Here is a 22,813-nt window from a genome sequence, read left to right on the forward strand (position 1 = left end):
ACGGTTGAATTTATAAGAGAGCACACAATGGATAAATTTCGTGTACAGGGGCCAACGCGTCTCCAGGGCGAAGTCACAATTTCTGGCGCTAAAAACGCCGCGCTGCCAATCCTCTTTGCTGCGCTGCTGGCTGAAGAGCCGGTAGAAATTCAGAACGTACCGAAGCTGAAAGATATCGACACCACCATGAAGCTGCTCACCCAGCTGGGCACGAAAGTCGAGCGTAACGGTTCCGTCTGGATCGACGCCAGCAAGGTGAACAACTTCTCAGCCCCTTACGATCTGGTGAAAACCATGCGTGCATCCATCTGGGCGCTTGGCCCGCTGGTGGCGCGTTTTGGTCAGGGGCAGGTCTCTCTGCCTGGCGGTTGCGCCATCGGTGCGCGTCCGGTTGACCTGCACATCTTTGGTCTGGAGAAGCTGGGCGCCGAGATCAAGCTGGAAGAAGGTTACGTTAAAGCGTCCGTTAATGGTCGTCTGAAAGGCGCGCACATCGTCATGGACAAAGTGAGCGTGGGCGCAACGGTCACCATTATGTCTGCGGCGACGCTGGCAGAAGGTACCACCATCATCGAAAACGCCGCGCGCGAACCGGAGATTGTGGATACCGCCAACTTCCTCGTGGCGCTGGGGGCGAAGATTTCCGGTCAGGGTACCGACCGTATCACCATCGAAGGCGTTGAGCGTCTGGGCGGTGGTGTCTATCGCGTTCTGCCGGACCGTATCGAAACCGGTACCTTCCTGGTCGCTGCGGCGATTTCTGGCGGGAAGATTGTTTGTCGCAACGCGCAGCCAGATACCCTGGATGCGGTGCTGGCGAAACTGCGCGATGCGGGTGCGGATATCGAAATCGGTGAAGACTGGATCAGCCTCGATATGCACGGTCAGCGTCCAAAAGCAGTCAATGTGCGTACGGCGCCGCATCCGGCGTTCCCTACGGACATGCAGGCGCAGTTTACCCTGTTGAACCTGGTCGCCGAAGGCACTGGCTTCATCACAGAAACCATTTTCGAGAACCGCTTTATGCACGTACCGGAGCTGATCCGTATGGGCGCGCATGCTGAGATCGAAAGTAATACCGTGATTTGCCACGGCGTTGAGAAACTGTCAGGTGCTCAGGTGATGGCAACCGATCTGCGTGCGTCTGCAAGCCTGGTGCTGGCGGGTTGTATCGCGGAAGGTACAACGATCGTGGATCGTATCTATCACATCGATCGTGGTTATGAACGTATCGAAGATAAACTGCGCGCGCTGGGTGCCAATATCGAGCGTGTGAAGGGCGAGTAATCGTTCCGGCAGCCCCCTGCCAGCAATGACCGGGGGGTTGCTGTTCCTGTCAAAAATGCGTTATTCCTGCGGTTCTCTTTTTAACTTTCTCTGGCGAATCATGCGCGATCTGTCGATAAATTCATGGGTAATAGGATCGTGGTAGCGCGAAGGCCAAATTACCCACGGATGCGTATCCAGCGCCGTCGCGATAATTAATTCTCCCTTGGGCCAGGGGCGGGTGAGGGCGTTTGCCAGAGTGGAAGAACTCAGTCCATGGCGGCGGGACTCTGCTGCCAGTGAAGTGCCTCTTTTGCGCAGCGCGGCAATAATATCAGCCGTGTGCCAGTCGATAAATTTCGTATCCATAACGCCGTCCTTAAGTTCGGATTCACCTACGCCGTTTCTTCTGAAACGACGCGGTTACTATACCCATTTCAACTTCTTGTTCTAAAAAGTTCGCGTTACTTGAAGGGATATTCAGAATAAGACACGGCTTTATTCATGCGGTCTCTAAACCGATGAATTTACATGAACACGGAATTTACAGGTGTGTACTGGAATCTCCCCGCTATCGCTGCGGGGAGAAACAAGGGGATTAACGGTCGCGCTGAACGGCGATGTGGGCAAGACCAATCAGTGCCTCGCGCCACGGGCTGTCTGGAATGACCTGAAGCGCTTCGATGGCTTTGTCGGCTTCTTCTTCCGCGCGCTGACGCGTCCATTCCAGCGATCCGCAGATAGCCATAGTTTCCAGTACAGGTTCCAGAAGATGGCGGCCATTTCCCTGCTCAATCGCTTCACGGATCATTTTCGCCTGGTCGGCTGTTCCGTTGCGCATAGCATGAAGCAGCGGCAGGGTGGGTTTACCTTCGTTCAGGTCATCACCCACGTTTTTACCGAGCGTCTCGCCGTCCGCACTGTAGTCCAGCAAATCATCAATCAGCTGGAAGGCCGTACCCAGATAGCGGCCATAGTCCTGCAGGCCTTTTTCCTGGGCTTCAGTACAGTCGGCCAGAATGCCGGAACACTGGGCAGCCGCTTCAAACAGGCGCGCCGTTTTGCTGTAGATGACGCGCATGTAGTTTTCTTCGGTAATGTCAGGGTCGTTGACGTTCATCAGCTGCAGCACTTCGCCTTCAGCAATGACGTTTACGGCTTCGGACATCACTTCCAGCACTTTCAGGGAGCCCAGGCTGGTCATCATCTGGAAGGCGCGGGTATAGATAAAATCCCCCACCAGGACGCTGGCTGCGTTTCCGAAAGCGGCGTTTGCCGTGGCTTTGCCACGACGCATATCCGATTCATCCACAACATCGTCATGCAGAAGCGTCGCCGTGTGAATAAATTCGATGAGCGCTGCGATAGTGATGTGAGCATTTCCCTGATAGCCAACGGCTCTGGCAGCCAGAATGGCAATCATCGGACGAATGCGTTTACCGCCGCCGCTGACGATGTAATAGCCCAACTGATTGATCAGCTGAACGTCAGAGTTGAGTTGCTCCAGGATTGCTGCATTCACACCCGCCATATCTTGCGCGGTTAACTCGTTGATTTTTTCTAAATTCATCGCAAAAGCCGGGCTTTTTATCCTGTTGATCCCATCTTCAATGGGGTAACGAAGGGTTTCGGTTTATCAATAGTAGTGCTGATTGTACTGAAAAAACGGCACAGATAAACGTTACCGTACGTGTTGTGTTTTTTTTCTTCATGTATTGACGGTAGCACTTGTCAAAGGCTCGCGTTTTGCGTAATATTCGCGCCCTATTGTGAATATTTATAGCGCACTCTGATTCATACGAGGACGTGCGCGGAAGCGGAGTTTATATGTACGCGGTTTTCCAAAGTGGTGGTAAACAACACCGAGTAAGCGAAGGTCAGACCGTTCGCCTGGAAAAGCTGGACATCGCAACTGGCGAATCTGTTGAGTTCGCAGAAGTTCTGATGATCGCAAACGGTGAAGAAGTCAAAATCGGCGTTCCTTTCGTTGATGGCGGCGTTATCAAAGCTGAAGTTGTTGCACACGGTCGTGGCGAGAAAGTTAAAATCGTTAAGTTTCGTCGTCGTAAGCACTACCGTAAGCAGCAGGGCCACCGTCAGTGGTTCACTGATGTGAAAATTACTGGCATCAGCGCCTAAGACCTGAGGAGAGATTTAAATGGCACATAAAAAGGCTGGCGGCTCCACACGTAACGGTCGCGATTCAGAAGCTAAACGCCTTGGCGTTAAGCGTTTCGGTGGCGAATCCGTTCTGGCGGGTAGCATCATCGTTCGTCAACGTGGTACCAAATTCCACGCTGGCAACAACGTAGGTTGCGGTCGTGACCACACTCTGTTTGCTAAAGCAGACGGTAAAGTGAAATTTGAAGTTAAAGGCCCGAACAACCGTAAATACATCAGCATCGTTGCTGAGTAAGGTTTTCTCGGTCCGGTAACGGATTAAAGCCCCGCAACCTGTTGCGGGGCTTTTTACATTGGAAACCCGGTAATTTTTTCTGTAGGGAAAACGGGCATGAAGCAGCAGGCCGGCATTGGTATTCTTTTGGCGCTCACTACCGCAATGTGCTGGGGTGCGCTGCCAATTGCAATGAAGCAGGTACTGGAAGTGATGGAGCCGCCTACGGTGGTCTTTTATCGCTTTCTGATGGCAAGCATCGGCCTCGGGGCCATTCTGGCTATCAAAGGTAAGCTTCCACCCTTGCGGCTCTTCCGCAAACCGCGCTGGCTGGTATTGCTGGCTATCGCGACGGGCGGTCTGTTCGGTAACTTCATCCTGTTCAGCTCTTCCCTGCAATATCTCAGCCCCACGGCGTCGCAGGTGATAGGTCAGCTTTCACCGGTGGGCATGATGGTCGCCAGCGTCTTTATCCTCAAGGAAAAGATGCGCGGTACGCAGATTATCGGGGCGAGCATGATGCTGTGCGGTCTGGTGATGTTCTTCAACACCAGTCTGATTGAGATTTTCACCCGCCTGACGGATTACACATGGGGTGTAATTTTTGGTGTGGGGGCAGCAACGGTTTGGGTGAGCTATGGCGTCGCACAAAAGGTGTTATTGCGTCGTCTTGCCTCACAGCAGATCCTCTTTTTATTGTACACTTTGTGTACAATAGCATTGCTGCCATTAGCAAAGCCGGGTGTGATTTCCCAGCTTAGCGACTGGCAACTGGCGTGCCTCATTTTTTGTGGGCTGAACACGCTGGTCGGTTATGGCGCGCTGGCCGAAGCGATGGCGCGCTGGCAGGCGGCACAGGTGAGCGCGTTAATTACGCTTACTCCGCTGTTTACGCTGTTATTTTCAGATTTGTTATCAATGGCCTGGCCCGATGTCTTCGTCAGACCGATGCTCAACCTGTTGGGTTATCTCGGTGCGTTTGTCGTGGTTGCGGGCGCGATGTATTCCGCCATTGGTCATCGTCTTTGGGGACGTTGGCGCAAAAATGAAGCGGTTGTAGTAGTCCCCCGCTCAGGCGAATGAGTTACGGAGAGTAAAATGAAGTTTGTTGATGAAGCGACGATCCTGGTCGTGGCTGGTGATGGCGGCAATGGTTGCGTGAGCTTCCGCCGTGAAAAGTATATCCCACGTGGCGGTCCTGACGGCGGCGACGGTGGGGATGGTGGTGACGTGTGGCTGGAGGCGGATGAGAACCTCAACACGCTGATCGACTACCGTTTCGAAAAATCCTTCCGCGCTGAACGTGGCCAGAACGGCCAGAGCCGTGACTGTACCGGGAAACGCGGTAAAGACGTCACCATTAAAGTTCCGGTCGGTACGCGTGTGATTGACCAGGGGACAGGTGAAACCATGGGTGACATGACCAAACACGGTCAGCGCCTGATGGTGGCGAAAGGCGGCTGGCACGGTCTGGGTAACAGCCGTTTCAAATCCTCCGTTAACCGTACTCCGCGTCAGAAAACGATGGGTACGCCGGGCGATAAGCGCGATCTGCAGCTGGAGCTGATGCTTCTGGCAGATGTGGGCATGCTGGGTATGCCAAACGCCGGTAAATCGACGTTCATTCGCGCGGTTTCTGCGGCGAAACCAAAAGTGGCGGACTATCCGTTTACCACGCTGGTACCAAGCCTGGGCGTTGTCCGTATGGATAACGAGAAGAGCTTTGTGGTTGCCGATATTCCGGGTCTGATTGAAGGCGCTGCGGAAGGTGCGGGTCTGGGTATTCGCTTCCTGAAACACCTTGAGCGTTGCCGCGTGCTGCTGCACCTTATCGATATCGATCCTATCGACGGTTCCGATCCGGTTGAAAACGCCCGCATCATCATCGGTGAGCTGGAAAAATACAGCGAAAAACTGGCGAATAAACCACGCTGGCTGGTCTTCAACAAGATTGACCTGATGGACAAAGCCGAAGCGGAAGCGAAAGCGAAAGCGATTGCTGAAGCAATGGGCTGGGAAGATAAATACTACCTGATCTCTGCGGCAAGCCAGGTTGGCGTGAAAGATCTGTGCTGGGATGTGATGACCTTCATCATTGAGAACCCAATTGTTCAGGCGGAAGAAGCGAAACAGCCTGAAAAAGTCGAATTCATGTGGGATGACTACCACCGTCAGCAGCTCGAAGAGCTGGAAGCTGAAGAAGATGATGAAGACTGGGACGATGACTGGGATGAAGACGACGAAGAAGGCGTCGAGTTCATCTACAAGCACTAATATCTGTCCAAAGCCCCCATTATGGGGGCTTTTTTTATTCCAGCGTTGCGGGTAGCCAGCAGCTGGCGATCAAACCACCTTCAAAGCCATTCTCAAGCGTCAACCTGCCGTGGTGGAGCTGCACGATGCGCTGCACGATACTCAGGCCCAGACCGCTGCCACCGTAGCGCTGGTCAAGACGGCGGAATGGCTCGGTAATTGATTGTCGGTGCGCTTCATCAATACCGGGCCCCTGATCGATCACGCTGATCTGCGTTCCCCCGTCGACCCCGGTTAATGTCACTGTAATCGTTGTCCCTGCCGGGCTGTAGCGCCCGGCATTCTCCAGCAGGTTGCGCAGCATCAGACGCAGGAGCACGGCGTCTCCCTGAACCGTGAGCGCGCTTTTAGCGGGCCAAATCACCGTATGCTCTTTGGCTTCATGGCCCAGGCCGAGAGGTTCAATGATATTTTCAGTCCAGCTCACGGTTTCGTAGTGTCCGCTGGCCATTGCCTGTCCGGCACGGGCCAGCATCAGCAGCTGCTCAACGGTATGCATGAGCTGATCGATACGGCTAATTAACGTCGCGGCCTGTGGCGCGCCTGACTGCGCCATAAGCTCCAGATGAAGCCGGATACCGGCAAGGGGCGTTCGGAGCTCGTGTGCAGCGTCAGCGGTGAAGAGACGCTCCTGCTGAATGGTATTGTCCAGCCGGGCGAGCAGCTGGTTCAGGGAGGTTGTCACCGCGCCTATTTCTTCCATGTCGGAATACATAGGAAGCGGAGTTAAGTTATCCGCCGAACGGTTAGCCAGGCTGTCACGCAGTTTATTCAGCGGTCGGGTTATCCAGGTGACCGCCCAGAATGAAAACAGCAGCGTGAAACCGACCATCACCAGAGAAGGGACGAGAAGGGAAGCGATCGCCTCGCGGATCTCTTTTTCGACATGGTTATTGCGGGCTTTTGCCGACAGCGTTTCATTCACCAGAAAACCAATCTGCTCACGGCTTTCATGCCACAGCCAGATGACGCTTATCAACTGGAAAAATAAGAGAATAACCGCCAGCAGCACCATCAAACGCCGACGCATGCTGTTCATTTCTGGCTCTCAAGGCGATAGCCAACGCCACGGACGGTTTTGATTCTGTCCTTGCCGAGCTTGCGACGCAGGTTGTGAATGTGAACTTCAAGGGTATTTGACCCCGGGTCGTCCTGCCAGGAGTAGATATCCTGCTGGAGTGTTTCTCTGTGCACCGTTTGCCCGCTGCGCATGATCAGACGCGTAAGCAGGGCGAACTCTTTTGGCGTCACCTCTACGGCCTGGTCCCGGCGCAGTACCTGCTGGGTTTGCAGATTCAGCGTAATATCGCCGTCGGTCAGTAAGTTATCACTATGGCCCTGATAGCGGCGAATCAACGCCCGCACTCGCGCCTGCAGCTCCGCAAGCGCAAAAGGCTTCACCAGGTAATCATCTGCGCCTGCATCAAGGCCGGTGATACGATCCTCAATGGCATCGCGTGCCGTCAGGATCAACACCGGGTTGGCGATACAGCGGCGTCGCCACTGGCTGAGCAGCGTGGCGCCGTCTTTATCAGGCAAGCCCAAATCGAGGATCACCAGACTGTATTCGCCGCTCTGGATCAGAGCGTCCGCCTCCGCTGCGGTGCCAGCACAGTCAAGGGCATACCCTTCATTGGCCAGCCCCAGCGCCAGCCCTTCCTGCAATAACAGATCGTCTTCAACTATGAGTAGTTTCATCGCTAGTTATTCTGGTAGATGTCCTTATAAAGCCTGCTTTCGAAGCGAACAAGCGGAATACGGCGATTGCGCTGGTCGGTCGGTTCGACGGCATAGCCGGAAAGATACTGCACGAATGCCATGCGTTGTCCGCTGGCGGTAGTGATGAAGCCTGCAAGGTTGTAAACCCCCTGCAGCGAGCCTGTCTTAGCGGATACTTTGCCATCCACGCCGGCAGCGTGAAGCCCGGCGCGATACTGCAGCGAACCGTCATGCCCGGCCAGCGGCAGCATTGAAATAAAGTTTAGCTCAGTGTCATGCTGTGCAATGTACTGAAGCACCTGCATCATCGTGGCCGGAGAGATCAAATTATGACGCGATAATCCTGAGCCATCGACGGCGATGGTATTACCCAGCTCGATCCCGGCCTGCTGGCGCAGGATCTGACGAACGGCGTCTGAACCCGCGCGCCAGGTTCCCGGCACGCCGAAACGCGCGTGGCCAATCATGCGGAACACGGTGTCGGCAATCATGTTGTCCGACTTTTTCAGCATGATTCGCAGTAAATCGTGCAGCGGAGGAGACTGTTTGCTGGCGATGACCGTGCCGGGCTGATTGACCTGCGTCTGGCGAAGCAGCGTGCCGGTGTAGGTTATGCCCGCTTGTTTCAGCTCATCTTTCAGAATGGCACCCGCGTAGCTTGCTCCATCCTGTATCGCAAAGGCCAGCGGCAGCGGATCGGCGCGCTGCGTCAGGCAGCCGGTAAGCGTGAAGCGGTTAAGATCGCCCGGCACGACGTCCAGCTCACAATATTGCGCATCCGGGGAGCCTTTCGCCAGCGTGCGGACCTGGCTAAACATTGTGACCGGGTAGTAGGACGCTATGCGGATAAACGCTAAATCGTCTGCCTTTGGCGCGCTGTAAAGCGAAACCGAGAAGCAGTTACGGTCAACAATCGCGGCGGCGGGCGGGGCGCTGAAACATTGGGTCATGTCGTTCCACGGCCAGCCTGGGGCTTTATCGTGGCTGGCAAAGATGGACGTGTCGATCAGTACATTGCCATCAATTTTCTGCACGCCAGATTTTTTCAGTACCGCAACCATATTGCGGATATCCTGGCGCTTAAAGGTCGGATCGCCGCCAAAACGGGCGATAAGATCGCCTTTCAGTGCGCCACCCTCGACGTTACCTTTGGTCTCGAGTGTGGTCGTAAAACGGAAGTCAGGCCCGAGCTGGAGCAGGGCGGCGAGGGCAGTGATCACCTTTTGGGTACTGGCAGGCAGCGCCATCTGTTGACTGTGATAGTCAATCTCGGGAGCCTGTGCGCCAACCTTCTGCACCATCAGGGCAAGGTTCGCGCCTGCGGGGAGCTGATTAATGTACTCATCAACATTCGCGGCCTGGGCGGTGAACGTTATACTGGTAGTCAATCCGATGATAAATCTGGAAAATCGCATAATCTCGCGCTAACAACCCGAAAACAAACCGTCATACTACGGTGCATGGCACTGCAAAGTAAACGATGACCCATAGTGAACTTCGCGGTAAAATGCATATCAAATTGAAAAATTGCTGCTGACCTGGGGCATTGCTCCCGGGTCGGTTTTCTTTTTGCTTCTTGCCCGCTTAGGGGGGCAGGAGCAGGGAACACTGCTCCCAACAGGAATGTTTAAGAGGTATAACAAATGCAAGCTATTCCGATGACCTTACGTGGTGCCGAAAAACTGCGCGAAGAGCTGGATTTCCTGAAATCCGTGCGTCGTCCTGAAATCATCGCCGCTATCGCGGATGCGCGCGAGCATGGCGACCTGAAAGAGAACGCTGAATACCACGCCGCGCGTGAGCAGCAGGGCTTCTGCGAAGGGCGTATTAAAGATATCGAAGCAAAACTGTCCAATGCACAGGTTATCGATATCACCAAAATGCCTAACAACGGGCGTGTGATCTTTGGTTCTACCGTTACCGTCCTGAACCTGGACAACGACGAAGAGCAGACCTATCGCATCGTGGGTGATGATGAAGCAGACTTCAAACAGAACCTGATTTCAGTGAACTCCCCGATTGCTCGCGGCCTGATTGGCAAAGAGCAGGACGATGTTGTCACCATTCGCACCCCTGGCGGTGAAGTGGAATACGAAATTATTAAGGTTGAATACCTGTAATTCGCTTCTCTACTAAGATGTTGATACATTGTAAAGAAAAGAAAAAGGCCGCATAGCGGCCTTTTATCAACTCAAGGAGCATGGCATTTTGCTCGCCTGCTGACAGAAATCCCTCGTTTCACACAGAAAATGTGTTTGATTCAGGATATCCTTAGCGTGGCAGCGAGATTTTACGCTCTTTAGATGGGCGGTAGAGCACCAGCGTTTTACCGATGACCTGTACATTACAGGCGCCGGTTTCGCGCACGATGGCTTCCACGATCAGGTTTTTAGTGTCTCTGTCTTCAGAGGCGATTTTCACCTTGATCAGCTCGTGGTGTTCCAGCGCTTGTTCAATCTCGGCAAGCACCCCTTCGGTCAAACCATTGTTGCCAAGCATGACTACAGGCTTGAGCGGATGTGCCAGACCTTTAAGGTGCTGTTTTTGTTTAGTACTCAGATTCATCGTATATTTTTGCTTACGTTGGGATTGAAAACGGTTCATTCTACCGCCATCTCCCTTATATCGCCAAATAGCTGCGTAGAAATTTACGTCACAGGCAGGTAACGATGAACCAGGACGGAAATGTTAAATGACAGGTAAAAAGCGTTCTGCCAGCTCCAGCCGCTGGCTTCAGGAACACTTTAGCGATAAATATGTTCAACAGGCACAGAAAAAGGGGTTGCGTTCCCGTGCCTGGTTTAAACTTGATGAAATACAGCAAAGTGACAAACTTTTTAAGCCGGGGATGACGGTTGTTGACCTCGGTGCGGCACCCGGCGGATGGTCCCAGTATGCGGTAACGCAGATCGGCGGAACGGGCCGAATCATCGCGTGCGATCTTTTACCAATGGATCCCATCGTCGGTGTCGACTTCCTTCAGGGCGACTTTCGTGATGAATTAGTGCTGAAAGCGTTACTTGATCGTGTAGGTGACAGTAAGGTCCAGGTTGTCATGTCTGATATGGCACCAAATATGTGCGGAACACCGGCGGTGGATATCCCCCGCGCCATGTATCTGGTGGAGCTAGCGTTAGAAATGTGTCGTGATGTACTAGCGCCTGGTGGTAGTTTTGTTGTGAAGGTGTTTCAGGGCGAAGGTTTCGAGGAGTATCTTAAGGAAATTCGCTCCCTGTTTGCGAAGGTTAAAGTTCGTAAGCCGGACTCTTCCCGGGCCCGTTCCCGAGAAGTGTATATTGTAGCGACCGGGCGAAAATGATAACCGGTAGATTTCAGGCGAAAGTTTGAATGAAACTGGATATAGAGTATCCTGACGCTGTTTTTAACACAGTTGTAATATGAGGTTAATCCCTTGAGTGACATGGCGAAAAACCTAATACTCTGGCTGGTCATTGCCGTTGTGCTGATGTCAGTATTCCAGAGCTTTGGGCCCAGCGAGTCGAATGGCCGCAAGGTGGATTATTCTACCTTCCTGCAGGAGGTCAATCAGGACCAGGTTCGCGAAGCGCGTATCAACGGACGTGAGATCAACGTTACCAAGAAAGATAGTAACCGTTACACGACTTACATCCCGGTGAACGATCCTAAGCTGCTTGATAACCTTCTGACCAAAAACGTCAAGGTAGTTGGCGAGCCGCCAGAAGAACCAAGCCTGCTGGCTTCTATCTTCATTTCCTGGTTCCCGATGCTGCTTCTTATTGGCGTCTGGATCTTCTTTATGCGTCAGATGCAGGGCGGAGGTGGCAAAGGTGCCATGTCGTTCGGTAAGAGCAAGGCGCGTATGCTGACGGAAGACCAGATCAAGACCACGTTTGCTGATGTCGCCGGTTGTGACGAAGCGAAAGAAGAGGTGGGTGAACTGGTTGAGTACCTGCGTGAACCGAGCCGTTTCCAGAAGCTGGGCGGTAAGATCCCGAAAGGCGTGCTGATGGTTGGCCCTCCGGGTACCGGTAAAACCCTGCTGGCGAAAGCCATCGCAGGTGAAGCGAAGGTGCCGTTCTTTACTATTTCAGGTTCTGACTTCGTCGAAATGTTCGTGGGTGTCGGCGCATCTCGTGTGCGTGACATGTTCGAGCAGGCCAAGAAGGCAGCACCGTGCATTATCTTCATCGATGAAATCGACGCCGTAGGCCGCCAGCGTGGCGCGGGCCTGGGCGGTGGTCATGATGAACGTGAACAGACGCTGAACCAGATGCTGGTTGAGATGGACGGCTTCGAAGGTAACGAAGGTATCATCGTTATCGCGGCGACTAACCGTCCGGACGTACTTGACCCTGCGCTGCTGCGTCCAGGCCGTTTCGACCGTCAGGTTGTTGTGGGTCTGCCGGACGTTCGCGGTCGTGAACAGATTCTGAAAGTTCACATGCGTCGCGTACCGCTGGCACCAGATATCGACGCGGCAATCATTGCGCGCGGTACCCCGGGCTTCTCCGGTGCGGACCTGGCGAACCTGGTCAACGAAGCAGCTCTGTTTGCCGCTCGCGGTAACAAGCGCGTCGTATCGATGGTGGAGTTTGAGAAAGCGAAAGACAAAATCATGATGGGTGCGGAACGTCGCTCCATGGTGATGACGGAAGCGCAGAAAGAGTCCACGGCATACCACGAAGCGGGTCACGCGATTATTGGTCGCCTCGTGCCGGAACACGATCCGGTGCATAAAGTGACGATTATTCCGCGCGGTCGTGCGCTGGGTGTGACCTTCTTCCTGCCTGAAGGCGACGCGATCAGCGCCAGCCGTCAGAAGCTGGAAAGCCAGATTTCGACCCTGTACGGCGGTCGTCTGGCAGAAGAGATTATCTACGGTGTGGAACATGTTTCTACCGGTGCGTCCAACGACATTAAAGTTGCGACAAACCTGGCGCGTAACATGGTGACGCAGTGGGGCTTCTCCGACAAACTCGGTCCGCTGCTGTATGCAGAGGAAGAGGGTGAAGTATTCCTGGGCCGTTCTGTGGCTAAAGCGAAACATATGTCCGATGAGACGGCTCGTATCATCGACCAGGAAGTAAAATCTCTGGTAGAGCGTAACTACGCACGTGCACGCCAGATCCTGACCGACAATATGGACATCCTGCATTCGATGAAAGATGCGCTCATGAAATATGAGACCATCGATGCACCGCAGATTGACGACCTGATGGCGCGCCGTGAAGTGCGTCCGCCAGCAGGCTGGGAAGACCCAGGCGCTTCCAATAATTCTGACAACAATGGCACCCCGCGTGCGCCGCGTCCGGTTGATGAACCGCGTACGCCAAACCCGGGCAACACCATGTCAGAACAGTTGGGCGATAAGTAAGTCACTGCTGTTGAAGCGTTTGTCTGTACCTCAAACCCTGGAGCTTGCTCCGGGGTTTTTCATTTCTGTTTAACGATATAGATACCAGGGATTTCGCCATGAAATTATTCGCTCAGGACTCGCATCTCGATCTTTCACATCCCCATGTGATGGGGATCCTGAATGTTACCCCTGACTCCTTCTCTGACGGCGGCACGCATAACACGCTTATCGAGGCGGTTAAACACGCGAATCTAATGATTAATGCGGGTGCCACTATTATTGACGTGGGCGGCGAATCGACGCGTCCTGGTGCGGCTGACGTGTCTGTGGAAGAAGAGCTGGCGCGCGTGGTGCCGGTGGTTGAAGCTATCGCGCAGCGGTTTGAAGTATGGATTTCCGTTGATACCTCTAAACCCGAAGTGATTCGTGAAGTGGCGAGAGTGGGCGCTCACATTATCAATGATATTCGCTCGCTCACTGAGCCCGGCGCACTTGAAGCTGCGGCAGAGACCGGGTTACCGGTATGCCTGATGCACATGCAGGGCCAACCGAAAACCATGCAGGAAGCACCGAAGTATGATGATGTCTTTGCCGACGTGAATCGCTTCTTTATTGAACATATTGCGCGCTGCGAACGTGCAGGTATCCCAAAAGAGAAATTGTTGCTCGACCCGGGGTTCGGTTTCGGTAAAAATCTCTCCCACAATTATGCGTTGCTCGCGCGCTTATCGGAATTCCATCACTTTGACCTGCCGCTGCTGGTGGGGATGTCGAGAAAGTCGATGATTGGGCAGTTGCTGAACGTGGGGCCGAGCGAACGCCTGAGCGGCAGCCTGGCCTGCGCGGTGATTGCGGCGATGCAGGGCGCGCACATTATTCGTGTCCATGACGTCAAAGAAACAGTAGAAGCCATGCGTGTGGTGGAAGCCACACTGGCAGCGAAGGAAAACAAACGCTATGAGTAATCGTAAGTATTTTGGCACCGATGGTATCCGTGGGCGTGTAGGCGATGCTCCCATCACCCCTGATTTTGTCCTGAAGCTCGGCTGGGCTGCTGGCAAAGTGCTGGCGCGTCATGGTTCCCGTAAGATCATTATCGGTAAAGACACCCGTATTTCCGGCTATATGCTGGAGTCCGCGCTGGAGGCGGGTCTGGCGGCGGCTGGACTGTCCGCTTCCTTTACGGGCCCGATGCCAACGCCTGCAGTCGCGTATCTGACGCGCACCTTCCGTGCGGAAGCGGGGATTGTCATCTCGGCTTCGCACAACCCGTTCTACGACAACGGCATTAAATTTTTCTCCATTGACGGCACCAAGCTCCCGGATGACGTGGAAGAAGCCATTGAAGCCGAAATGGAAAAAGAGATCACCTGCGTTGATTCCGCAGAGCTGGGTAAAGCGAACCGTATCGTTGATGCGGCGGGCCGTTATATCGAATTCTGTAAAGGCACCTTCCCGAATGAGCTGAGCCTGGCTCACCTCAAAATTGTGGTGGACTGTGCAAACGGCGCGACCTATCACATCGCCCCGAATGTCTTCCGCGAACTGGGTGCGAAAGTCATCACCATTGGCTGCGAGCCGGATGGTCTGAACATTAACGAGCAGGTGGGTGCAACTGATGTTCGTGCCCTGCAGGCACGCGTTCTGGCAGAGAAAGCCGACCTGGGCATTGCCCTGGACGGCGACGGTGACCGCGTGATCATGGTCGACCACGAAGGTAACAAGGTCGACGGCGATCAGATCCTCTACATCATTGCCCGTGAGGGCCTGCGTCAGGGCCAGCTGCGCGGCGGTGCGGTGGGCACGCTGATGAGTAACATGGGCCTGGAACTGGCGCTGAAACAGCTCGGTATTCCGTTTGTCCGCGCGAAAGTGGGTGACCGCTATGTGCTGGAAAAACTACAGGAGAAGGGCTGGCGCATCGGCGCAGAAAACTCGGGTCACGTTATCCTGCTCGACAAAACCACCACCGGGGACGGTATCGTGGCCGCGCTGCAGGTGGTTGCCGCAATGGCGCGCAACCATATGAACCTGCACGATCTGTGCAGCGGGATGAAAATGTTCCCACAGATCCTGGTTAACGTACGCTTCACTGCCGGTAAAGGCGATCCTCTGGAAAATGAGAACGTTAAAGCGGTGATGGCTGACGTTGAAGCGGCCCTGGGCAATCGTGGACGTGTGCTGTTGCGTAAGTCCGGTACTGAACCGCTGATCCGCGTGATGGTGGAAGGTGAAGACGAAGCGCAGGTAACCGAATTTGCACACCGTATTGCGGATGCTGTAAAAGCTGCATAATCGTGCACGCTAAATGTATAAAAAGGCGGCTTTTGTCGCCTTTGTTTTAAGCAATTAATGGCTTTTTGCTGTTTTTTTCCGCAGTTGATACAATGCGTCAAAAATGCCCTTGCGAAGGTCATTCGCTTTGGTTAGTATTCACACCCGCTTCAGTGGGAAACAAAAATCCTGCTAATTGGTCGAAGCATTGGTATGCGGCAAATCCGCAAGGAACAGGTTGATTATGTACGAAGCTCTTTTAGTTATTTTCCTTATTGTAGCCATCGCTCTCGTAGCGCTGATCATGCTGCAGCAAGGTAAAGGCGCTGATATGGGAGCCTCCTTCGGAGCAGGCGCTTCCGGTACGCTGTTCGGTTCAAGTGGTTCTGCGAACTTCATGACCCGCACAACGGCGATTCTGGCTACGCTGTTCTTCATCATCAGCCTTGTGCTTGGCAATATCAACAGCAACAAGACCAGCAAAGGAAGCGAGTGGGAAAATCTGAGCGCGCCAGCGAAAACTGAGCAGACTCAGCCAGCTGCACCGGCTAAGCCAACCAGCGATATCCCGCACTAAGTATTCTGTACCGAGGTGGTGGAATTGGTAGACACGCTACCTTGAGGTGGTAGTGCCCTAACGGGCTTGTGGGTTCGAGTCCCATCCTCGGTACCAATATTCCAGAAGAAAGACGTCGAAAGGCGTCTTTTTTTACGTCTGCATATTCTGAGGTATGGTTTTGTAGGCCCGGTAAGCGCAGCGCCACCGGGCAAAATGGCGGGTGACGCTGCGCTTACCCGCCCTACGAAAGTCCACAAAAAAGGCGTCCATAGGACGCCTTGTGCACGTTATATCAGCGATTACTTCTTATCGCTGTGCTCCAGGTTTTCAACCTGCGGCAGACCGTTACCGGAATTCGCGGAGAGCAGGCCGTTCTCAACATAGTTGAACAGCTTCTCGCGGGTATCGGTGATGTCCAGATTACGCATGGTCAGCTGGCCAATACGATCGTCAGGCGAGAATACTGATTCACCTTTCTCCATGGTCAGACGCTCTGCTTTATAGGTCAGGTTGTCAGACACGGTGTTCAGGATGGAGTAGTCGTTGCCGCGACGCAGTTCCAGCGTTACTTCACCGGTGATCGCGCTTGCCACCCAACGCTGCAGCGCATCACGCAGCATCAGCGCCTGTGGATCGAACCAGCGGCCCTGATACAGCAGTTTACCCAGCTGACGGCCATGAGAGTGATACTGCTCGATGGTGTCTTCGTTGTGAATGCCGGTCAGCAGACGCTCGTAAGCGATGTGCAGCAGTGCCATTCCCGGGGCTTCATAGATGCCACGGCTTTTCGCTTCGATGATACGGTTTTCAATCTGATCGCTCATGCCCAGACCGTGACGACCGCCAATACGGTTAGCTTCCAGCATCAGCTCAACATCATCAGAGAAGGTTTTACCGTTCAGCGCAACCGGATGGCCGCGTTCGAAACGCACGGTCACTTCTTCAGCCTGGATTTTGACGTTCTCGTCCCAGAACTTCACGCCCATGATCGGGTTAACGATCTTCACGCTGGAGTTCAGGAATTCCAGGTCTTTTGCTTCGTGCGTCGCACCCAGCATGTTGGAGTCGGTGGAGTAGGCCTTCTCGACTGACATCTTATAGTCGAAGCCGCAGGCGATCATAAACTCGGACATTTCATGACGGCCACCCAGTTCGTCGATGAAGTCGGTATCCAGCCACGGCTTGTAGATCTGCAGTTCGGCGTTGGTCAGCAGGCCATAACGATAGAAACGTTCAATATCGTTACCTTTATAGGTGCTACCGTCACCCCAGATATTCACGCCGTCTTCTTTCATCGCCGCAACCAGCATGGTGCCGGTGACCGCACGGCCCAGCGGGGTAGTGTTGAAATAGGTCAGGCCGCCGGTGGTGTTATGGAACGCACCGCACTGAATAGCCGCGATACCTTCAGCGACCAGTTGCTTACGGCAGTCAATCAGGCGCGCGTTCTCTGCACCATACTCTTTAGCGCGACGAGGAATGGCATCGTAGTCGTCCTCATCCGGCTGACCCAGGTTCGCAGTATAGGCGTACGGAACCGCTCCCTTCTGGCGCATCCACAGCAGTGCAGCGCTGGTATCCAGGCCGCCTGAGAAAGCGATGCCAATACGTTGTCCTACCGGAAGATGCTTGAGAATCGTCGTCATAGAATAAAACCCTGCTTGATTGACTGATTAGAGACCGCTTTCGCTCTCTTGTGCATTTTTATGCAAAATAAGTGAGTATTCATTTAATCATCTTTTGGCGAAGACCGGAAGAGAGTCGTGCGTTTTTTGTAAAAATTTTGGTCTAATCGATCTGGCGGAAGTTGGGTTGACAGGTGGGGTCAACTATCAATATACTAAACGCCGATTTTACGTCCCGTCTTCGGTACCAAATCCCAGCATTATTTGCAAATTCTGTCCAAAACGCGTAGAATTTGCCACGTTTCAGGCGCGGGGTGGAGCAGCCTGGTAGCTCGTCGGGCTCATAACCCGAAGGTCGTCGGTTCAAATCCGGCCCCCGCAACCACTTTCCCATAAAGTTCTTTTTCAAATATACTGTGAAGACTTAGAGCCTTCGTAGCTGGATTTGAAAAAATTCTTTCGGAAAGTGCTCCAGGCCACAGTTGTGGCTATAGGGTTCAGTTATCTAAAGCCCCGATTTATCGGGGTTTTTTGTTATCTGACTACAGAATAACTGGGCTTTACGCCCTTTTTTTATGTCTTGGGGGTGGGCTTGTCCACATTAGAGCAAAAATTAACAGAGATGATTACTGCACCGGTCGAAGCACTGGGCTACGAACTGGTCGGCATCGAATTCGTTCGCGGCCGTACATCGACGCTGCGCATCTATATTGATAGTGAAGATGGCATCAATGTTGATGATTGTGCTGATGTCAGCCACCAGGTGAGTGCGGTTCTTGATGTTGAAGACCCGATTACCGTTGCGTACAACCTGGAAGTTTCCTCACCTGGCCTCGATCGCCCGATGTTCACGGCCGAGCACTATGTGCGCTTTACCGGTGAAGAAGTGGCTCTCGTTCTGCGTATGGCCGTACAGAACCGCCGTAAATGGCAGGGAATTATCAAAGCCGTTGATGGTGAAATGATCACGGTGACAGTCGAAGGCAAAGATGAAGTGTTCGCGCTGAGTAATATCCAGAAGGCGAACCTGGTTCCCCACTTTTAACAGTCTGGATTGAGGTGAAAAGCCCGCGATGAACAAAGAAATTTTGGCTGTTGTTGAAGCCGTCTCCAACGAGAAATCACTGCCGCGTGAGAAGATTTTCGAAGCGCTGGAAAGTGCACTGGCTACAGCAACCAAGAAAAAATACGAACAAGAGATCGATGTTCGCGTAGAAATCGATCGTAAAAGCGGTGACTTCGATACATTCCGTCGTTGGGTAATCGTTGAAGAAGTGACCCAGCCGACCAAAGAGATCACGCTGGAAGCTGCCCGTTTTGAAGACGAAAGTCTGAACGTGGGCGAGTACGTTGAAGATCAGATTGAATCTGTCACCTTTGACCGTATCACGACCCAGACCGCTAAACAGGTTATCGTGCAGAAAGTGCGCGAAGCCGAGCGCGCGCTGGTTGTCGATCAGTTCCGCGATCAGGAAGGCGAAATCATCACCGGCGTGGTGAAGAAAGTGAACCGCGACAACATCTCCCTGGAGATCAAATCCGAAGGGTTGCCGGGTAACGCTGAAGCCGTGATCCTGCGTGAAGATATGCTGCCGCGTGAAAACTTCCGCCCAGGTGACCGTATTCGCGGTGTTCTGTACGCCGTTCGCCCTGAAGCGCGTGGTGCACAGCTGTTCGTGACCCGTTCTAAACCAGAAATGCTGGTAGAACTGTTCCGTATCGAAGTGCCGGAAATCGGTGAAGAAGTTATCGAGATTAAAGCGGCGGCTCGCGATCCGGGCTCCCGTGCGAAAATTGCGGTGAAAACCAACGACAAGCGTATCGACCCGGTCGGTGCTTGCGTCGGTATGCGCGGTGCGCGCGTTCAGGCAGTTTCTACTGAGCTGGGCGGCGAACGTATTGATATCGTTCTGTGGGATGACAACCCGGCGCAGTTCGTGATCAACGCAATGGCTCCAGCTGATGTGGCGTCTATCGTTGTTGACGAAGACAAACACACCATGGATATCGCTGTTGAAGCGGGCAACCTGGCGCAGGCAATCGGCCGTAACGGTCAGAACGTACGCCTGGCGTCACAGCTGAGCGGCTGGGAACTCAACGTCATGACCGTTGATGACCTGCAGGCTAAGCATCAGGCTGAAGCCCATGCGGCGATCGATACCTTCACTAAATACCTGGATATTGACGAAGACTTCGCCACTGTTCTGGTTGAAGAAGGTTTCTCTACGCTGGAAGAACTGGCCTATGTGCCAATGAAAGAGCTGCTGGAAATTGACGGTCTGGATGAACCAACCGTTGAAGCCCTGCGTGAACGCGCTAAAAACGCACTGACCACCCTGGCACTGGCTCAGGAAGAAAGCCTTGGCGATAAGAAGCCGGCTGATGACCTGCTGAATCTGGAAGGTCTTGATCGTGCGATTGCGTTCAAGCTGGCTGCCCGTGGTGTTTGTACGCTGGAAGATCTCGCTGAGCAAGGCGTTGATGACCTGGCTGATATCGAAGGTTTAACCGACGAGAAAGCCGGCGAGCTCATCATGGCCGCACGTAATATTTGCTGGTTCGGCGACGAAGCGTAATAAACTGTAGCAGGAAGGAACAGCATGACTGATGTAACTGTAAAATCGCTGGCTGCTGAGATTCAGACCTCCGTGGACCGCCTGGTACAGCAATTTGCTGATGCAGGGATCCCGAAGTCCGCTGATGACTCGGTGACCGCGCAAGAAAAACAAACCTTGTTAACGCACCTGAACCGTGAACACGGTTCTACGCCTGACAAGTTAACGCTGCAGCGCAAAACGCGTAGCACGTTAAACATCCCTGGTACCGGTGGCAAAAGCAAATCGGTCCAAATTGAAGTCCGCAAGACGCGCACCTTTGTAAAACGTGATCCGCAAGAGGCAGAACGCCTTGCCGCGGAAGAGCAGGCACAGCGTGAAGCGGAAGAACAAGCTCAGCGTGAGGCGGAAGCAACCGCCAAACGTGAAGCAGAATTAAAAGCTGAACGTGAGGCCGCAGAAAAAGCGAAACGCGACGCAAGTGATAAAGTGAAGCGTGACGCTGCGGAAAAAGACAAAGTGAGCAATCAACAGACAGACGAAATGACCAAAACCGCCCAGGCTGAAAAAGCCCGCCGTGAAAATGAAGCTGCCGAGCTGAAGCGTAAAGCGGAAGAAGAAGCCCGCCGTAAGCTGGAAGAAGAAGCTCGCCGCGTCGCCGAAGAAGCGCGCCGTATGGCAGAAGAAAACGAGAAGAATGGTGTGAATACCGTTGAGCCGACTGAAGACACCAGCGACTATCACGTGACCACTTCTCAGCATGCGCGTCAGGCTGAAGATGATAACGACCGTGAAGTTGAAGGCGGTCGTGGCCGTGGCCGTAATGCAAAAGCTGCGCGTCCGGCGAAAAAAGGCAACAAGCACGCTGAATCCAAAGCTGACCGTGAAGAAGCACGCGCTGCTGTTCGCGGCGGTAAAGGCGGTAAGCGTAAAGGTTCCGCTCTGCAGCAGAGCTTCCAGAAGCCTGCTCAGGCCGTTAACCGTGACGTCGTGATTGGCGAAACCATCACCGTTGGCGATCTGGCGAACAAGATGGCGGTTAAAGGCTCTCAGGTCATCAAAGCGATGATGAAACTGGGCGCCATGGCGACCATCAACCAGGTCATCGACCAGGAAACCGCACAGCTGGTTGCTGAAGAGATGGGCCACAAAGTTATCCTGCGTCGTGAAAACGAGCTGGAAGAAGCAGTAATGAGCGACCGTGATACTGGCGCTGCGGCTGAACCGCGTGCACCGGTTGTGACCATCATGGGTCACGTTGACCACGGTAAAACCTCTCTGCTTGACTACATTCGTTCTACTAAGGTTGCCTCTGGTGAAGCGGGTGGTATTACCCAGCACATCGGTGCTTACCACGTAGAAACCGAAAACGGCATGATCACCTTCCTGGATACTCCAGGCCACGCGGCGTTTACCTCAATGCGTGCTCGTGGTGCTCAGGCAACGGATATCGTTGTACTGGTTGTTGCCGCAGACGACGGCGTGATGCCACAGACCATCGAAGCTATCCAGCACGCGAAAGCGGCGCAGGTGCCTCTGGTTGTTGCAGTCAACAAAATCGATAAGCCAGAAGCCGATCTGGACCGCGTGAAGAACGAACTGTCTCAGTATGGCGTTATGCCGGAAGAGTGGGGCGGTGAAGCGCAGTTCATCCCAGTATCTGCGAAAGCGGGTACCGGTATCGATGACCTGCTGAACGCGATCCTGCTGCAGGCTGAAGTACTGGAGCTGAAAGCGATCCGTAATGGTATGGCGAGCGGCGCGGTGATCGAATCCTTCCTGGATAAAGGTCGTGGACCGGTTGCAACCGTTCTGGTACGCGAAGGTACCCTGAACAAGGGCGACATCGTTCTGTGTGGCTTCGAATACGGCCGCGTTCGTGCGATGCGTAACGAACTGGGTCAGGAAGTTCTGGAAGCGGGTCCGTCCATTCCGGTGGAAATTCTGGGCCTGTCCGGTGTTCCGGCTGCCGGTGACGAAGTGACCGTTGTGCGTGACGAGAAGAAAGCGCGTGAAGTTGCGCTGTATCGTCAGGGCAAATTCCGTGAAGTTAAACTGGCTCGTCAGCAGAAATCTAAACTCGAGAACATGTTTGCCAACATGACCGAGGGCGAAGTTCACGAAGTGAACATCGTTCTGAAAGCTGACGTTCAGGGTTCTGTGGAAGCGATCTCCGACTCCTTGCTGAAACTGTCTACCGACGAAGTGAAAGTGAAGATCATCGGTTCTGGCGTAGGTGGTATCACCGAAACCGACGCGACCCTGGCTGCGGCCTCCAACGCTATCCTGGTTGGCTTCAACGTTCGTGCGGATGCATCTGCGCGTAAAGTAATTGAAGCCGAAAGCCTGGATCTGCGTTACTACTCCGTCATCTATAACCTGATCGACGAAGTGAAAGCAGCGATGAGCGGCATGCTGTCTCCGGAGCTGAAACAGCAGATCATCGGTCTGGCTGAAGTACGTGACGTGTTCAAATCACCGAAATTCGGTGCGATCGCGGGCTGTATGGTTACCGAAGGTAACATCAAGCGTCATAACCCAATCCGCGTACTGCGTGACAACGTGGTTATCTACGAAGGCGAGCTGGAATCCCTGCGCCGCTTCAAAGATGACGTTAACGAAGTCCGTAACGGCATGGAATGTGGTATCGGCGTGAAGAACTACAACGACGTTCGCGTTGGCGATATGATCGAAGTGTTCGAGATCATCGAAATTCAGCGTACCATCGCTTAATTACCGATTGTAAGCCGGGATCGCCTCGCGCCACCC

At 53.7% G+C, this 22,813-nt stretch carries 21 protein-coding genes and 2 tRNA genes; 16 read left to right on the plus strand and 7 right to left on the minus strand.

Features of this window, described 5'->3' with window-relative positions:
- Positions 1 to 27: 27 nt before the first annotated feature.
- Entirely contained in the window at positions 28 to 1,287 is a 1,260-nt protein-coding gene (gene murA, locus UR289_RS08350) for a UDP-N-acetylglucosamine 1-carboxyvinyltransferase (protein ID WP_023309349.1), read from the plus strand.
- A gap of 60 nt (positions 1,288 to 1,347) precedes the next feature.
- Here murA and sfsB read toward each other — a convergent pair whose 3' ends face one another.
- Both sfsB and ispB read right to left on the minus strand, forming a co-directional pair.
- Complete coding sequence (sfsB, locus tag UR289_RS08355) at positions 1,348 to 1,635, minus strand: DNA-binding transcriptional regulator SfsB (RefSeq protein ID WP_087823146.1); 288 nt, start codon at positions 1,633 to 1,635, stop codon at positions 1,348 to 1,350.
- Between the two features lie 229 nt (positions 1,636 to 1,864).
- The gene (gene ispB, locus UR289_RS08360) at positions 1,865 to 2,836 is read right to left on the minus strand and encodes an octaprenyl diphosphate synthase (RefSeq protein ID WP_024906360.1); all 972 of its coding nucleotides are present in this window, start codon (positions 2,834 to 2,836) and stop codon (positions 1,865 to 1,867) included.
- A 257-nt stretch (positions 2,837 to 3,093) separates the two neighbouring features.
- Here ispB and rplU point away from each other — a divergent pair, with 257 nt between their 5' ends.
- The 4 genes from rplU (at position 3,094) to cgtA (ending at position 5,935) form a co-directional block, all read left to right on the plus strand.
- Entirely contained in the window at positions 3,094 to 3,405 is a 312-nt protein-coding gene (gene rplU / locus UR289_RS08365; protein ID WP_003025032.1) for a 50S ribosomal protein L21, read from the plus strand.
- A gap of 19 nt (positions 3,406 to 3,424) precedes the next feature.
- Positions 3,425 to 3,682, plus strand: coding sequence for a 50S ribosomal protein L27 (rpmA, locus tag UR289_RS08370; RefSeq protein ID WP_004385076.1), 258 nt, complete (start codon positions 3,425 to 3,427; stop codon positions 3,680 to 3,682).
- Between the two features lie 96 nt (positions 3,683 to 3,778).
- The gene (locus tag UR289_RS08375; RefSeq protein ID WP_320709720.1) at positions 3,779 to 4,744 is read left to right on the plus strand and encodes a DMT family transporter; all 966 of its coding nucleotides are present in this window, start codon (positions 3,779 to 3,781) and stop codon (positions 4,742 to 4,744) included.
- A gap of 15 nt (positions 4,745 to 4,759) precedes the next feature.
- A complete protein-coding gene (gene cgtA, locus UR289_RS08380; RefSeq protein WP_023333597.1) occupies positions 4,760 to 5,935 on the plus strand; it encodes an Obg family GTPase CgtA in 1,176 nt (391 codons plus the stop codon).
- A gap of 34 nt (positions 5,936 to 5,969) precedes the next feature.
- On the opposite strand, the gene pmrB is transcribed toward cgtA, so the two are convergent.
- Genes pmrB through dacB form a run of 3 tightly spaced genes read right to left on the minus strand, consistent with a single transcriptional unit; the run spans position 5,970 to position 9,108 of the window.
- Positions 5,970 to 7,013 carry a two-component system sensor histidine kinase PmrB gene (gene pmrB / locus UR289_RS08385; protein WP_320709723.1) on the minus strand — a complete coding sequence of 348 codons (1,044 nt, stop codon included), beginning with the start codon at positions 7,011 to 7,013 and terminating at the stop codon, positions 5,970 to 5,972.
- The gene (pmrA, locus tag UR289_RS08390; protein ID WP_320709724.1) at positions 7,010 to 7,672 is read right to left on the minus strand and encodes a two-component system response regulator PmrA; all 663 of its coding nucleotides are present in this window, start codon (positions 7,670 to 7,672) and stop codon (positions 7,010 to 7,012) included. Before pmrA ends, pmrB begins: the two co-directional genes overlap by 4 nt.
- A 2-nt stretch (positions 7,673 to 7,674) precedes the next feature.
- The gene (gene dacB, locus UR289_RS08395) at positions 7,675 to 9,108 is read right to left on the minus strand and encodes a serine-type D-Ala-D-Ala carboxypeptidase (protein WP_214580142.1); all 1,434 of its coding nucleotides are present in this window, start codon (positions 9,106 to 9,108) and stop codon (positions 7,675 to 7,677) included.
- A gap of 228 nt (positions 9,109 to 9,336) precedes the next feature.
- Between dacB and greA the strand changes: the two genes are divergently transcribed.
- A complete protein-coding gene (greA, locus tag UR289_RS08400) occupies positions 9,337 to 9,813 on the plus strand; it encodes a transcription elongation factor GreA (protein ID WP_014171793.1) in 477 nt (158 codons plus the stop codon).
- 151 nt (positions 9,814 to 9,964) lie between these two features.
- On the opposite strand, the gene yhbY is transcribed toward greA, so the two are convergent.
- Positions 9,965 to 10,258 carry a ribosome assembly RNA-binding protein YhbY gene (yhbY, locus tag UR289_RS08405; RefSeq protein ID WP_003861814.1) on the minus strand — a complete coding sequence of 98 codons (294 nt, stop codon included), beginning with the start codon at positions 10,256 to 10,258 and terminating at the stop codon, positions 9,965 to 9,967.
- Between the two features lie 127 nt (positions 10,259 to 10,385).
- On the opposite strand from yhbY, the gene rlmE reads away from it, so the two are divergent.
- The 6 genes from rlmE (at position 10,386) to UR289_RS08435 (ending at position 15,978) form a co-directional block, all read left to right on the plus strand.
- Positions 10,386 to 11,012 (plus strand): 23S rRNA (uridine(2552)-2'-O)-methyltransferase RlmE, encoded by a 627-nt coding sequence (rlmE, locus tag UR289_RS08410; RefSeq protein ID WP_003861812.1) that lies wholly within the window; start codon positions 10,386 to 10,388, stop codon positions 11,010 to 11,012.
- Positions 11,013 to 11,114: 102 nt separating this feature from the next.
- Positions 11,115 to 13,049, plus strand: a complete 1,935-nt coding sequence (gene ftsH, locus UR289_RS08415; protein ID WP_029739626.1) for an ATP-dependent zinc metalloprotease FtsH — start codon at positions 11,115 to 11,117, stop codon at positions 13,047 to 13,049.
- A 98-nt stretch (positions 13,050 to 13,147) separates the two neighbouring features.
- Positions 13,148 to 13,996 carry a dihydropteroate synthase gene (gene folP / locus UR289_RS08420; protein ID WP_023309340.1) on the plus strand — a complete coding sequence of 283 codons (849 nt, stop codon included), beginning with the start codon at positions 13,148 to 13,150 and terminating at the stop codon, positions 13,994 to 13,996.
- Entirely contained in the window at positions 13,989 to 15,326 is a 1,338-nt protein-coding gene (glmM, locus tag UR289_RS08425) for a phosphoglucosamine mutase (protein WP_045888050.1), read from the plus strand. The genes folP and glmM overlap by 8 nt, the downstream gene beginning before the upstream one ends.
- A gap of 223 nt (positions 15,327 to 15,549) precedes the next feature.
- Positions 15,550 to 15,882 (plus strand): preprotein translocase subunit SecG, encoded by a 333-nt coding sequence (secG, locus tag UR289_RS08430; protein ID WP_023333590.1) that lies wholly within the window; start codon positions 15,550 to 15,552, stop codon positions 15,880 to 15,882.
- 9 nt (positions 15,883 to 15,891) lie between these two features.
- Positions 15,892 to 15,978: transfer RNA gene (locus tag UR289_RS08435), tRNA-Leu, on the plus strand.
- A 185-nt stretch (positions 15,979 to 16,163) separates the two neighbouring features.
- Here the strand turns inward: UR289_RS08435 and argG are convergent.
- Positions 16,164 to 17,510 carry an argininosuccinate synthase gene (argG, locus tag UR289_RS08440; protein ID WP_023309336.1) on the minus strand — a complete coding sequence of 449 codons (1,347 nt, stop codon included), beginning with the start codon at positions 17,508 to 17,510 and terminating at the stop codon, positions 16,164 to 16,166.
- A 287-nt stretch (positions 17,511 to 17,797) separates the two neighbouring features.
- Here argG and UR289_RS08445 point away from each other — a divergent pair.
- The 4 genes from UR289_RS08445 (at position 17,798) to infB (ending at position 22,777) form a co-directional block, all read left to right on the plus strand.
- Positions 17,798 to 17,874: transfer RNA gene (locus UR289_RS08445), tRNA-Met, on the plus strand.
- A 207-nt stretch (positions 17,875 to 18,081) separates the two neighbouring features.
- Positions 18,082 to 18,534, plus strand: a complete 453-nt coding sequence (gene rimP / locus UR289_RS08450) for a ribosome maturation factor RimP (RefSeq protein WP_014833432.1) — start codon at positions 18,082 to 18,084, stop codon at positions 18,532 to 18,534.
- A gap of 28 nt (positions 18,535 to 18,562) precedes the next feature.
- Positions 18,563 to 20,065, plus strand: coding sequence for a transcription termination factor NusA (nusA, locus tag UR289_RS08455; protein ID WP_029739628.1), 1,503 nt, complete (start codon positions 18,563 to 18,565; stop codon positions 20,063 to 20,065).
- Between the two features lie 24 nt (positions 20,066 to 20,089).
- Positions 20,090 to 22,777, plus strand: coding sequence for a translation initiation factor IF-2 (infB, locus tag UR289_RS08460; protein ID WP_029739629.1), 2,688 nt, complete (start codon positions 20,090 to 20,092; stop codon positions 22,775 to 22,777).
- Positions 22,778 to 22,813 lie beyond the last annotated feature (36 nt).

It is taken from the genome of Enterobacter sp. 302C9 (assembly GCF_034106085.1).
Taxonomy (GTDB): Bacteria; Pseudomonadota; Gammaproteobacteria; order Enterobacterales; family Enterobacteriaceae; genus Enterobacter; species Enterobacter asburiae_B.